Source organism: Bradyrhizobium sp. SZCCHNR1002 (assembly GCF_032381435.1).
Taxonomy (GTDB): domain Bacteria; phylum Pseudomonadota; class Alphaproteobacteria; order Rhizobiales; family Xanthobacteraceae; genus Bradyrhizobium; species Bradyrhizobium aeschynomenes.
The window spans coordinates 385,001-396,486 of sequence record NZ_JAUHIS010000007.1 but is presented as its reverse complement, the minus strand read 5'-3'; the positions used below and the strand labels follow the sequence as shown (position 1 = coordinate 396,486).

Genomic DNA, 11,486 nt, shown 5'->3' with positions numbered 1-11,486 from the left:
ACGAGCAATGACGATGCCCACGGAATCTCGAGATCGTTCAGAATGAGCGTACGACAATCTCCAGATGTCCGGGGCCAGGCCTGCGGCCTTGTCCCGGAATGACAGCCGTGGTGATTGCAGCCGAACTCATCCGACGTCTCGGCGCGCAATGTCCGGCTGATCGCGAAACAACTACGTCAGCAGAAAGCCGCCGTCGACCGTGACCACGCTGCCCGTCATGTAGCGCGAAGCATTCGAGGCCAGCAGCATGATGGCGCCGTCGAGATCGCTCTCGTGGCCGACGCGCCGCTGCGGGATGCGCTTGATGAGCTTCTCGCCGGCCGGCGTCTGCCAGACGTCATGATTGATGTCGGTGTCGATATAGCCCGGCGCCAGCGCATTGACACGAATGTTGTTGGCGGCGAGCTCCAGGGCCAGCGCCTTGGTGGTCTGCACGACGCCGGCCTTCGAGATCGCATAGGGCGATATGAACTTCACGACGCTGAAGCCGAGCACCGAGGCGATGTTGATGATGTTGCCGGGCGCTTTCCGCGCGATCATGCGGCGCGCGACCTCGGTCGCGGCGAAATAGGCGCCCTTCAGGTTCGCGCCGATCACGGCGTCCCAATCGGCCTCGCTCTGCTCCACCGCGAGCTTCTCGACCGCGATGCCGGCATTGTTGATCAGCACCGTGACCGGACCGAGCGCGGCCTCCGCGGCATCGAGACCTCTCGCAATCGAAGCATTGCTGGTCACGTCCATCTCGACGGCGACGGCGCGACCGCCCTTGGCCTCGATCTCGTCCTCCAGAGCCTTGAGCTTGCCGGTCTGGCGGGCGGCGAGCGCGACGGCAGCACCCTGCGCGGACAGCACGCGCGCGAATTGGCGGCCCAGCCCCTGGCTCGCGCCCGTGATCAGAATCACCTCGCGGCTGACATCGAACAGGCCCGACATGGCACCACCTTGCGTTTCCCCGGTTTGTTGCGGCGCATTGATACAGACGATTTGAAGCAGCGCAAACCGGATTTGTTTACCGGGCAGGCCTACAACCGCAGCATATCAGTCATGAATACTTTCGACCTCGCCGCTTGTGCCGCCCTGATGGTCGCCGTCTATAGCGGCTTCGCGACCGGGCTGCTGCGCAGCGCCATCACCATTCTGGCCTATCTCCTGGCGATGCCGTTGGCGATGGGCGCGGTGGCGGCCATGAGCCCGCAACTGCAGGACGTGCACGGCACCCCCCTGGCGCAGAACTGGCTGCAGTTCTTCGCGGCCTTCGTCGTCATCGGCGTCGCCCTGGGCAAGATCGGTCGGATGCTGCTCGACGAGGCGGTCGGTCCCGAGGCTGGCTTTGGCGACAGGCTCGGCGGCGCCCTGCTGGGAGCGGTCCGCGTCGGCATGGTCGCGACCACGCTGGTGCTGGTGTTCGACAAGATCGTTCCGCCCGAGCGCCAGCCGCGCTTCCTCGATGGCTCGCGCCTGCGGCCCATTCTCTCGCTCGCAGGCGCAAAAGGCTTTCGCTCGCTGCCGCCAGAGGTGGCGAGCCTGATCGATCGTCTCAAGCAAGAGCACCGCATCTGATTGCGAGCCATGCAATTGCGCACAGGCCGGCTGCCCTTATCAGCGGCGGCGGCGTTGGCTAGAATGCCGCATCAATAATGTTCCAGCCTCACTGACATATCGGAGTGATCAATCGTGGATCTCGGGATCAAGGGCCGCCGCGCCATCGTCTGCGCCTCCAGCAAGGGATTGGGCCGCGCCTGCGCCATCGCGCTCGCCAATGAGGGCGTGCATGTCACGATCACTGCGCGCGGCGCCGAGGCGCTGGCAAAAACAGCGGCCGAGATTCGCGCTGCCAATCCCGGCATCACCGTGACCGAAGTGGCGGGCGACATCACCACGCCCGAAGGCCGCGCCGCCGTGCTGAAGGCCTGCCCGGATCCGGACATCCTGATCAACAATGCCGGCGGCCCGCCGCCCGGCGATTTCCGCAACTGGACCCGCGACGACTGGATCAAGGCGCTCGACGCCAACATGCTGACGCCGATCGAGCTGATCAAGGCTGTCGTCGACGGCATGATGGCGCGCAAGTTCGGCCGCATCGTCAACATCACCTCGGCCGCGGTGAAGGCGCCGATCGACATTCTCGGCCTGTCCAACGGCGCCCGCGCCGGCCTCACCGGCTTCGTCGCCGGCCTGTCGCGCAAGACCGTGATCAACAACGTCACGATCAACGCGCTGCTGCCGGGCCCGTTCGAGACCGACCGGCTGCTTTCGACGGCGAAGGGCGAAGCCGAGAAGCGCGGTGTCACGCCGGAGCAGATCCTCGCCGACCGCGCCAAGACCAACCCCGCCGGCCGCTTCGGCGATCCCGAAGAGTTCGGCATCGCCTGCGCGTTCCTGTGCAGCGCCAAGTCCGGCTACATCACGGGACAGAATATCCTGCTGGATGGCGGCGCGTTCCCGGGAACGCTGTAAGCGCAGCAGCTGCTATCGAGGCGGTTCGGCGAAGCTGTTGCCGCAACCTTACCTCTCCCCGCCTGCGGGGAGAGGTCGGATCGCATCGCCAGATGCGATCCGGGTGAGGGGGTACAGGTCCCTCGCCGAACACTCCCGGCGCGTATGCCTATTAGCACTTGCCGTGCGGCTGCCCCTCACCCCACCCCTCTCCCCGTAAGAACGGGGAGAGGGAGCGCATCGTACGCGCGGAAGCCAGCCGGGCTCGAACTGAGAACTACTGCTTGGTGATCTCGTCCTCGTCGCGCTGGCTCGGACTCGAGGAGTCCGCCGTCGTCCGCCCCTCCGTCCAGTCGATGCCGAACGCGTCGAGCCCCTCCGCGAGCAGGTCACCGAGCATCGGCTCGCCCAGCAGATAGCGCGCGGTGTGGCGGTCGCGCTGGCCGGCGGCTTCGCGGCGCAGATCGTCCCATTCCTCGATGTCGCCGTCGCCGCGGCCGAGCCGCATCAGGGCGACCAGATCGGTCTGCTCGTCCTCGGTCATGGCGTTGATGAAGCCGGTGATCTCGCGCACGACCGGATCTTCACCGCTGTCCTGCAACACATCGATCATGTCGTCATCGGCGGCATTCGAGCCGGAATCGTCATCCGTCGCCTGCTCCTTGACGTCGAACTCGCGGGCCTTCTCGATCAGGAAGGCGACCTTCTCCGGTGATATCGTCAGCTCGGGCATGACACTCTCCTCTTCGACTGGCCACGACAACGCCTGTTCCCGAAACTCGATCCATTGCGCTCGAACGTGCGACACGGCATCGTCGTCTCATCAAAGAACAGAACGAGGAAGCGCGCATGCCATGGACGGTCGGCCGGGTCAGGATCACCAAATTCACCGAGCTGGAGACGGTCGGCGGCACCCGCTTCATCCTGCCGCAGGCGACGCCTGAAGCCATCCGCGCGCTGTCCTGGCCAGCGCCCGATTTCGCCACCGGCGAAGGCAAGCTGAAGATGTCCATCCACGCCCTGGTGCTGGAGACGCCGACCAGGCGCATCGTCGTCGACACCGGGCTCGGCAACGACAAGCAGGGCCGCAGCGTGCCGGTGTGGAACGGCCGGACCGCGCCCTTCCTGGAGACGATGACCGCCGGCGGCTTCTCCCCTGACAGCATCGATATGGTGATCTGCACGCATCTCCACGTCGATCATGTCGGCTGGAATACGCGGCTGGTCGACGGCCGCTGGATTCCCACCTTCCCGAACGCGCGCTACGTCTTCGGCCGCACCGAATATGAGCACTGGCGCGACCATGCCGAGGCTGCGGATGAGACCGCGACCTTCGCCGATTCCGTGCAGCCGATCATGGACGCCGGCAGGGCCGAGCTCGTGGCCAGCGATGCCGTGATCACCGACGAGATCACGCTGATCCCGACCCCCGGCCACAGCCCGGGCCATGTCAGCCTGCACATCCGCTCCGATGGTGCGCAGGCACTCCTGAGCGGCGACGTCGCGCACCATCCCTGCCAGATGGCGCAGCTGGATTGGAGCTCGACCGTCGATTCCGATCCGGCGCAGGCGGCCGCCACGCGGCAGGCGCTGTTCTCCCGTTTCGCCGACACCGGCACGCTGGTGATCGGCGGCCATTTCGATGCCGGACACATCCGCCGCGACGGCGCCGCCTTTCGTTTCGAAGCAATGCGGGGCGGCGGCAGCGCATAGCCCGCGAGGTTGAATTTCGTCCCGCCATGCTTCATGACAGGGCTCTGGAATACCAAGGCTTTAAGGGAGAGAAACAAATGAAGCTCGTTCGCTACGGCGACAAAGGCGCGGAAAAGCCGGGCCTGATCGATGCATCCGGCCAGCTGCGCGACCTGTCGGCCCATGTGAAGGACCTCGATGGCGCCGCCTATGCGCCGGAGTCGCTGAAGAAGCTCGCCGCGCTCGACCCGGCCTCCCTGCCCGCCGTCTCCGGCAAGCCGCGCTTCGGCGCACCCGTCACCGGCATTTCCAAGTTCGTGGCCATCGGCCTCAACTACTCCGATCATGCCAAGGAAACCGGCAACCCGATTCCGGCCGAGCCGATCTTCTTCCTCAAGGCCAATACTGCGCTGTGCGGGCCCTATGACCAGGTCGAGAAGCCGCGCGGCTCGACCAAGCTCGACTGGGAGGTCGAGATCGCCGCCATCGTCGGCACCCGCGCCAAGTATGTGTCCGAGGCGGATGCGCTGAACCACGTCGCCGGCTACGCGATCTGCAACGACGTCTCCGAGCGCAATTTCCAGATCGAGCGCCTCGGCCAGTGGACCAAGGGCAAGTCGCACGACACGTTCGGCCCGGTCGGCCCCTGGCTCGTGACCAAGGACGAGATTCCGGACGTGCAAAACCTGTCGATGTGGCTCGACGTCAACGGCCAGCGCCGCCAGACCGGCTCGACCGCGACGATGATCTTCTCGATGGCCAAGTGCATCTCCTACGTCTCGCAGTTCATGACCCTGCTGCCGGGCGACATCGTCACCACCGGCACGCCTCCCGGCGTCGGCATGGGCATGAAGCCCCCGACCTTCCTCAACGTCGGCGATGTCGTGACCCTCGGCATCGAGCGCCTCGGCGAGCAGCGCCAGGAAATCATCGAGGCTTAGTCATCGAGATGTGAGGCGGCCCCAATCTTCAACGTCGTCATGCCCGGGCTTGACCCGGGCATCCACGTCCTGCGGCGCGCGACATGAGAGATGGATGGCCGGGCCTTCGCCGCGCCGAAGGGGCTTCGGCCCCGCAGGCGGGTCAAGCCCGGCCATGACGACGGAAAGAGCATTCCAGGAGCATTACATGAAACTCACCTTCTCGCCCGCCTCGCCGTTCGCCCGCAAGGTGCGCATTGCCGCCATCGAGCTCGGCCTGATCGACAAGATCGAGTTCACGCCCGCCGCTGTCATGCCGGGCCAGGCCAACGACGAGTACATGAAGATCACGCCGCTCAAGAAGCTGCCGGTGCTGATCCTCGACAATGGCGACGTCATCCTGGATTCCTACGTCATCGTCGAATATCTCGACGAGCTCGCCGGCGGCAACAAGCTCATCCCAGCCTCCGGCCCGTCGCGCTGGAAGGTCAAGAGCGAGCATTCGATGCTGCAGGGCATGCTCGATTCCATGCTGCTGTGCCGCTACGAGGCGATGGTGCGCCCCGAGGGCATGCGCTGGCAGGCCTGGTCCGATGATCATTGGAATCGGGCCTGGATGGGCATGGCCCGCTTCAATGCGCAGAGCGACCTGATGACGCGCCCGTTCGACATCGTCTCCATCGGCCTCGTCTGCGTGCTCGGCTATGCCGATTTCCGCTTCGCCGATTGCGGCTGGCGCAAGGCCTATCCGGCGCTCGACGCCTTCCATCAGAAAATGCTGGAGCGCGAGTCGGTGAAGATCTCGGTGCCGCCGGCGGCCTGACAATTCGAGAGGATTGCCGTGACGCTGACGTTTTCGGTCGCCGATCTCACGATCCATCGCATCATCGAGCAGGAGACCACCTTCCTGCCGGCGCTTGAGATGTTTCCAGAGCTGCCGCCGGACGTGCTGGCAGCCGAGCGCAGCGCGCTGCAAGCGGCCAAGGCGCTGGACGCACAGGACACGCTGATCCTGTGCTTCCAGTCCTACCTGGTGAAGACCCCTCACCACACCATCCTGATCGACAGCTGCATCGGCAACGACAAGCCGCGCGCGCGACCGGTCTGGAACATGAAGACCGACGACAGCTACATGCGGGCGCTTGCGGCCGCGGGCCTGTCGGTCGACGATATCGACGTCGTGATGTGCACGCATCTGCACACCGATCATGTCGGCTGGAATACGCGGCTCGACAACGGCCGCTGGGTGCCGACCTTCCCCAATGCGCGCTACGTCATCGCGCAGCGCGAATATGACTATTGGGTCGCGCAGCACGCCAAGGCCGAGGTACCCGCCTTCGCCGACAGTGTGCTGCCGGTCGTCGAGGCCAAGCGCGCAGACATCGTCAGCGACCAGTTCGCGATCGGCGATCACGTCCGGCTGCTGCCGACGCCGGGCCACACGCCCGGCCATGTTGCAGTCGCCATCGGCAGAGGCAGGGACGATGCGGTGTTTTCGGGCGATCTGATGCACTCGCCGCTGCAGCTTTGCTATCCCGAGCTGTCGCCGAAATTCGACGTCGATGCGGCACAGGCCGCCGTGACGCGGCGTGAATTCCTCGGCCGCTATTGCGACACGCCGACGCTGTGCTGCACGGCACATTTCCCGTCGCCCTCGGTCGGCCGCATCACGCGCAAGGGCAACGGCTTCGCCTGCGAGGCGATCTAGCCTCAGTCGACGATGAACAGTTTCGCGCCGGTCGCGGTGAACGACCGGTGCGCGGCGTCGCCGAAATCCGAGACCTGGTAGCTCATGCCCGCCGACAGCGTGAACTTGCGGCCGTCCTTGAGCTCGCTTTCGAGCTCGCCTTCCAGCACCAGCAGGATGTGGCCGCGGTCGCACCAATGATCGGCGAGATAGCCGGGCGTATACTCGACCTGGCGCACCCGGATGTCGCCGATCATCAGCGTCCGCCAATACGCCTTGCCCTGCTCGCCCGGATGCTCGGTCACCGGCACGGCGGACCAGTCGGTGACGGTGAAGGGCAGCGTCGGGATTTTCATGGCGGGCTCTGTGCGGGACATGGGGCGGATCGAAGCTGCCCCATGGCATAGAGCGCCGCGCGCTGGAGATCAAACGCGCCTGCCGCGGCCGCCGTCAATCGAACAGGCTCGGCGTGTGGTTCACCGCCGCGCCCTCGATCGCCAGCATCTTCAGCTTGGTATCGACGCCGCCATTGGCGGAGAAGCCGCCGGGCTTGTTGCCGGCCGCGAGCACGCGATGGCAGGGCACCACGATCGGGCACGGGTTGCGCCCAAGCGCCTGGCCGACCTCGCGCGACAGCTCGACGCCGCCGAGCTGCCTGGCGATATCGCCATAGGTCAGGGTCTGTCCCGGCGGGATCCGGCGCGCGATGTCGTAGACGCCGCGCTGGAACGCGCTGACGCCGTCGAGATCGAGATCGATGTCGCTGAGATCATCGGGCTGCCCCGCGAGCAGCGCTTTGATACGTCCAATGACGCGCTGCACATGCTGCGGCGGCTCAGCCTCGGCGATTCCGGCATGACGCTGTTGCATGCGCGTCCGGATCTGCGTCGGTCCGCCCATCGGCAGCTGCACGGCGTTGATGCCGCGTGGGCCCCATGCGATCGCGCAGGTGCCGATCGCGGTTTCGAACATTGCGTAGCTCTGGTCTGACATGGCGGGCTCCATCGTCGCGCTGCCCCGTATCATCTGACGATCAGATTAGGCTTGGAGAATGTTGCGATCCACCCGGATTCTGCCAATGTCGACAGGCGCGCATTCGGCCCCCCGGAAGTCGACGGGCGCGGAGACCAGCCGGCGCAAAGACCGGATGTCTCGCCGAGGAAGCCGAAGCAAAGGGAGGACGCCATGAAGCTGACGCCGGAGCAGATCGCATTCTTCAACCGCGAGGGCTGGCTGTTCCTGCCCGAGCTGTTCGGCCCGGAGGAGACCGCCTTCCTCGCCCGCGAGGCGGAAGCGATCTATGCGGCCGACCGGCCGGAGGTCTGGCGCGAGAAGAGCGGCGCGCCGCGGACGGCGTTTGCCGCGCACCTCTACAACGACGCGTTCCGCGTGCTGGCGGCGCATCCGCGCATGATCGAGCCGATCGAGCAGATCTTTGGCGAGAAGCTCTACATGCATCAGTTCAAGATCAACGCCAAATCGGCCTTCACCGGCGACGTCTGGCAATGGCACCAGGACTACGGCACCTGGAAGCGCGACGACGGCATGCCCGAGCCGCGCGCGATGAACATCGCGATCTTCCTCGACGAGGTGATGCCGATCAACGGCCCCCTGATGCTGGTGCCGCGCAGCCAGCATGCCGGCGACCTCGAGGCCTCGCATGATCTTGCCACGACGTCCTATCCGCTGTGGACGCTCGACGAGGCGACGGTGACGCGTCTCGTCGCCGAGGGCGGCATCGTCGCGCCGACCGGCAGGCCCGGCGGCATGCTGATGTTCCACGGCAATCTCGTGCACGGCTCCGCCGGCAACATCACGCCCTATCCGCGCAAGATCGTGTACCTGACGCTGAATGCGGTCTCGAACCACATCCGCACGCCGACGCGCCCGGAGTACATCGCGCACCGCGACTTCACCCCGATCGAAACGCTTCCGGATGATGCGTTGCTGCAGCTTGCGCGAACGCATCGCGAGGCGGCGGAGTGAAAAGCGGAGCCAACGGAAAACGAGGTCGTCATGCCCGGGCTTGACCCGGGCATCCATCCTCTGAGCACGGACTGCTTGTGAGGAGATGGATGGCCGGGTCAAGCCCGGCCATGACGAGAACTAACAGGCTGCGCATGAGCCTCAACCAGATCCGGATCGCACAATGAACCTCCACGCCCTCCTCCAAGCCCGCGCCGCCGCCGGGAAGCCCGTCCGTGTCGCGCTGATCGGTGCCGGCAAGTTCGGCTCGATGTTCCTGTCGCAAGTGCCGCATGTCACTGGCCTCGAGGTGCCCGTCATCGTCGATCTCGATCCGGAGCGGGCGCGCGACGCGTGTCGCACCGTCGGCTGGAGCAATGAGCTGATTGAGCACACGACGTTCACGGCCGACGCGACCAAGGCTTTCGCCGACGGCGTCGAGGTGGTCGTCGAAGCGACCGGCAGCCCGACCGCCGGCATCCGCCACGCGCGCGCATCCATCAAGGCCGGCAAGCACATCGTGATGGTCAATGTCGAAGCCGACGTGCTGGCGGGACCGCTGCTGGCCGACGAAGCACGCAAGGCCGGCGTGGTCTATTCGCTCGCCTATGGCGACCAGCCGGCGCTGACGGCGGAGCTGGTCGACTGGGCGCGTGCGACCGGCTTTCACGTCGTGGCGGCCGGCAAGGGCACGAAATATCTGCCGGCCTATCACGATGTGACGCCCGACGGCGTCTGGCAGCATTACGGGCTGACCGCGGGCGAAGCTCAGTCCGCCGGCATGAACCCGCAGATGTTCAACTCCTTCCTCGACGGCACCAAGTCGGCGATCGAGATGGCCGCGATCGCCAACGCGACCGGGCTCGACGTGCCCTCGGACGGCCTGTTGTTTCCGCCCTGCGGCGTCGACGATCTGCCGCATGTGCTGCGCCCGCGCGAGCGCGGCGGCATGCTGGAGCGATCGGGCATGGTCGAGGTGGTGTCGTCGCTCGAGCGTGACGGCCGGCCGGTGTTTCGCGATCTGCGATGGGGCGTCTATGTCGTGCTGGAGGCGCCGAACGACTATGCCGCCGACTGCTTCCGCCAGTACGGCTTGAAGACCGACGCCAGCGGCCGCTATGCCGCGATGTACAAGCCCTATCATCTGATCGGGCTGGAGCTGAACGTCTCGGTGCTCTCAGCCGCGCTGCGGCGTGAGCCGACGGGTCAGCCCATCGGCTTCCGCGGCGATGTCGTCGCGGTGGCCAAGAAGGATCTGCGTGCCGGCGAGATGCTCGACGGCGAAGGCGGCTACACGGTGTGGGGCAAGGTGCTTCCGGCGAGCACCAGCCTGCAACACGGCGCGCTCCCGATCGGACTGGCCCACCGCGTGACGCTCGTGAACAACGTCGCACGCGGCGCTGTCGTGCGTTGGGGTGATGTCGCGATCGACGCCGCGGACGAGATCGTGAAGGTGCGCAAGCAAATGGAGATGACGTTCGCTCACTGATGACGCACGCGCCTCGCTGCACGAGCCGCAATCAAAAAGCCCCGACCGTCGGTCGGGGCTTCGTAGCTCGAGCGCCAGAGGTCAGCTCGGCCCTCAGTTGTCATCCTCGCCGAACGCGGCGGCGAGCTTGTCGTAATATTTGACGACGAGATCGATATTCCCCTTGTTCTCAACCTCCGGCGGCTTGGCCTTCAGCGCGGCGTTGAGATCGTTGAGCACATTCTTCTTGTCATCGGGCTTCATCTTCTTGTCGGCCTGGACCTGCTCGATCTGTTCCTTGATCACGGCTTCCGGACCGACATATTTCTTCGTCTTGGGATCGATGCCGCCCATCACCAGGCTGATATTGTCGACGACGATGTTGAAGTCGTCATAGCTCGCAAAGCCGTATTTCTTGGCGACGCCGTCGAGCTGCGTGACCACCTTCTGGTCCGGCGGCGCGTTCTCCGGCAGCTTGTCGGTGACGGCGTCCATGTCCTTCTGCGATGCGAGCACGTTCTCGATCTGCTTGTCCGTCAGCGCGATCTGCTTGAGCTGCGGCGGCTGGCTGATCGTAGGGCCCGCCGGCGCAGCCGGCGAATCCTTGGCGGCCTGCGCAAGGGCCGGAAGCGTTGCGAGGGCCGTCATCGCGGCGCCTGAGCCCGCAAGGGCCAGCGCGACGAAAGTGGTCCGGACGAACATGCGCATGAGGATCTCCTGTGGGACAATAGACTGCAACGATAGACAGCGCAGCATTGCGTACGTTCTGGGGAATGAACCGCGCCTGAATCGGTTCCGCGCAGCACGATCACACGGTTGTGCGGCCGCGGTCGCAAGGCGAACGAATGATCGTGACAAACGAGGGCGGCCAACGACCACCACAAACGACAACGCCGCGCTGAGGCTATCAGCGCGGCGTTGTCGTGTATCGGATGTGAAGAGGGTGATGTCCTTTGCAGGCCTGGCAGCGACCTACTCTCCCAGGGCTTGAGCCATAGTACCATTGGCGCTGAGGAGTTTAACGGCCGAGTTCGGGATGGGATCGGGTTCAGGCTCCTCGCTAAGACCACCAGGCCGGCGAAGGACATCGAGGTAAGAAGCAAGCGGGAGGATTGACCTCCCTGAAGGTCTGTTCGTCATCATTTTCGGTGATGGACACTGAAAATGAGAGCAATCAAGCCGATCGAACGATTAGTACCGGTAAGCTGCATGCATTGCTGCACTTCCACACCCGGCCTATCAACGTGGTCGTCTTCCACGGTTCTCAAGGGAATGCTCGTTTTGAGGTGGGTTTCCCGCTTAGATGCCTTCAGCGGTT

At 65.2% G+C, this 11,486-nt stretch carries 13 protein-coding genes and 2 rRNA genes (1 of these 15 cut by a window edge); 8 read left to right on the top strand and 7 right to left on the bottom strand.

Annotated elements, in window-relative coordinates; genetic code table 11:
- Nucleotides 1-171: 171 nt before the first annotated feature.
- Nucleotides 172-933, bottom strand: coding sequence for an SDR family NAD(P)-dependent oxidoreductase (locus QX108_RS29240; protein WP_315784093.1), 762 nt, complete (start codon nucleotides 931-933; stop codon nucleotides 172-174).
- A gap of 111 nt (nucleotides 934-1,044) precedes the next feature.
- On the opposite strand from QX108_RS29240, the gene QX108_RS29235 reads away from it, so the two are divergent.
- On the top strand, nucleotides 1,045-1,560 hold the full coding sequence (locus QX108_RS29235; protein ID WP_315784090.1) for a CvpA family protein: 516 nt from the start codon (nucleotides 1,045-1,047) through the stop codon (nucleotides 1,558-1,560).
- 114 nt (nucleotides 1,561-1,674) lie between these two features.
- Entirely contained in the window at nucleotides 1,675-2,457 is a 783-nt protein-coding gene (locus QX108_RS29230) for an SDR family oxidoreductase (protein ID WP_315784087.1), read from the top strand.
- A 256-nt stretch (nucleotides 2,458-2,713) separates the two neighbouring features.
- Here the strand turns inward: QX108_RS29230 and QX108_RS29225 are convergent, their stop codons facing one another.
- Nucleotides 2,714-3,169, bottom strand: coding sequence for a DUF3775 domain-containing protein (locus tag QX108_RS29225; protein ID WP_315784084.1), 456 nt, complete (start codon nucleotides 3,167-3,169; stop codon nucleotides 2,714-2,716).
- A gap of 116 nt (nucleotides 3,170-3,285) precedes the next feature.
- Between QX108_RS29225 and QX108_RS29220 the strand changes: the two genes are divergently transcribed.
- The 4 genes from QX108_RS29220 to QX108_RS29205 all read left to right on the top strand — a co-directional run bounded on the left by QX108_RS29220 (nucleotide 3,286) and on the right by QX108_RS29205 (nucleotide 6,756).
- A complete protein-coding gene (locus QX108_RS29220) occupies nucleotides 3,286-4,149 on the top strand; it encodes an MBL fold metallo-hydrolase (RefSeq protein ID WP_315784081.1) in 864 nt (287 codons plus the stop codon).
- Nucleotides 4,150-4,226: 77 nt separating this feature from the next.
- Complete coding sequence (locus tag QX108_RS29215) at nucleotides 4,227-5,069, top strand: fumarylacetoacetate hydrolase family protein (RefSeq protein ID WP_315784078.1); 843 nt, start codon at nucleotides 4,227-4,229, stop codon at nucleotides 5,067-5,069.
- Between the two features lie 187 nt (nucleotides 5,070-5,256).
- A complete protein-coding gene (locus QX108_RS29210) occupies nucleotides 5,257-5,871 on the top strand; it encodes a glutathione S-transferase family protein (RefSeq protein WP_172181008.1) in 615 nt (204 codons plus the stop codon).
- 18 nt (nucleotides 5,872-5,889) lie between these two features.
- Complete coding sequence (locus QX108_RS29205; RefSeq protein ID WP_315722020.1) at nucleotides 5,890-6,756, top strand: MBL fold metallo-hydrolase; 867 nt, start codon at nucleotides 5,890-5,892, stop codon at nucleotides 6,754-6,756.
- A 2-nt stretch (nucleotides 6,757-6,758) separates the two neighbouring features.
- Here QX108_RS29205 and QX108_RS29200 read toward each other — a convergent pair whose 3' ends face one another.
- Nucleotides 6,759-7,091, bottom strand: a complete 333-nt coding sequence (locus QX108_RS29200; RefSeq protein WP_315722021.1) for a DHCW motif cupin fold protein — start codon at nucleotides 7,089-7,091, stop codon at nucleotides 6,759-6,761.
- A gap of 94 nt (nucleotides 7,092-7,185) precedes the next feature.
- The gene (locus QX108_RS29195) at nucleotides 7,186-7,728 is read right to left on the bottom strand and encodes a methylated-DNA--[protein]-cysteine S-methyltransferase (protein WP_315722022.1); all 543 of its coding nucleotides are present in this window, start codon (nucleotides 7,726-7,728) and stop codon (nucleotides 7,186-7,188) included.
- A gap of 192 nt (nucleotides 7,729-7,920) precedes the next feature.
- Here QX108_RS29195 and QX108_RS29190 point away from each other — a divergent pair, with 192 nt between their 5' ends.
- On the top strand, nucleotides 7,921-8,721 hold the full coding sequence (locus tag QX108_RS29190; protein ID WP_315784073.1) for a phytanoyl-CoA dioxygenase family protein: 801 nt from the start codon (nucleotides 7,921-7,923) through the stop codon (nucleotides 8,719-8,721).
- Between the two features lie 163 nt (nucleotides 8,722-8,884).
- A complete protein-coding gene (locus QX108_RS29185) occupies nucleotides 8,885-10,189 on the top strand; it encodes an NAD(P)H-dependent oxidoreductase (RefSeq protein ID WP_315784070.1) in 1,305 nt (434 codons plus the stop codon).
- 93 nt (nucleotides 10,190-10,282) lie between these two features.
- Here QX108_RS29185 and QX108_RS29180 read toward each other — a convergent pair whose 3' ends face one another.
- From QX108_RS29180 to QX108_RS29170, 3 genes are all read right to left on the bottom strand, one after another.
- Complete coding sequence (locus tag QX108_RS29180) at nucleotides 10,283-10,876, bottom strand: hypothetical protein (RefSeq protein WP_315722025.1); 594 nt, start codon at nucleotides 10,874-10,876, stop codon at nucleotides 10,283-10,285.
- 251 nt (nucleotides 10,877-11,127) lie between these two features.
- Nucleotides 11,128-11,242: ribosomal RNA gene (gene rrf, locus QX108_RS29175) — 5S ribosomal RNA — on the bottom strand.
- 96 nt (nucleotides 11,243-11,338) lie between these two features.
- Nucleotides 11,339-11,486, bottom strand: a 23S ribosomal RNA gene (locus QX108_RS29170); it runs 2,697 nt beyond the window's last position.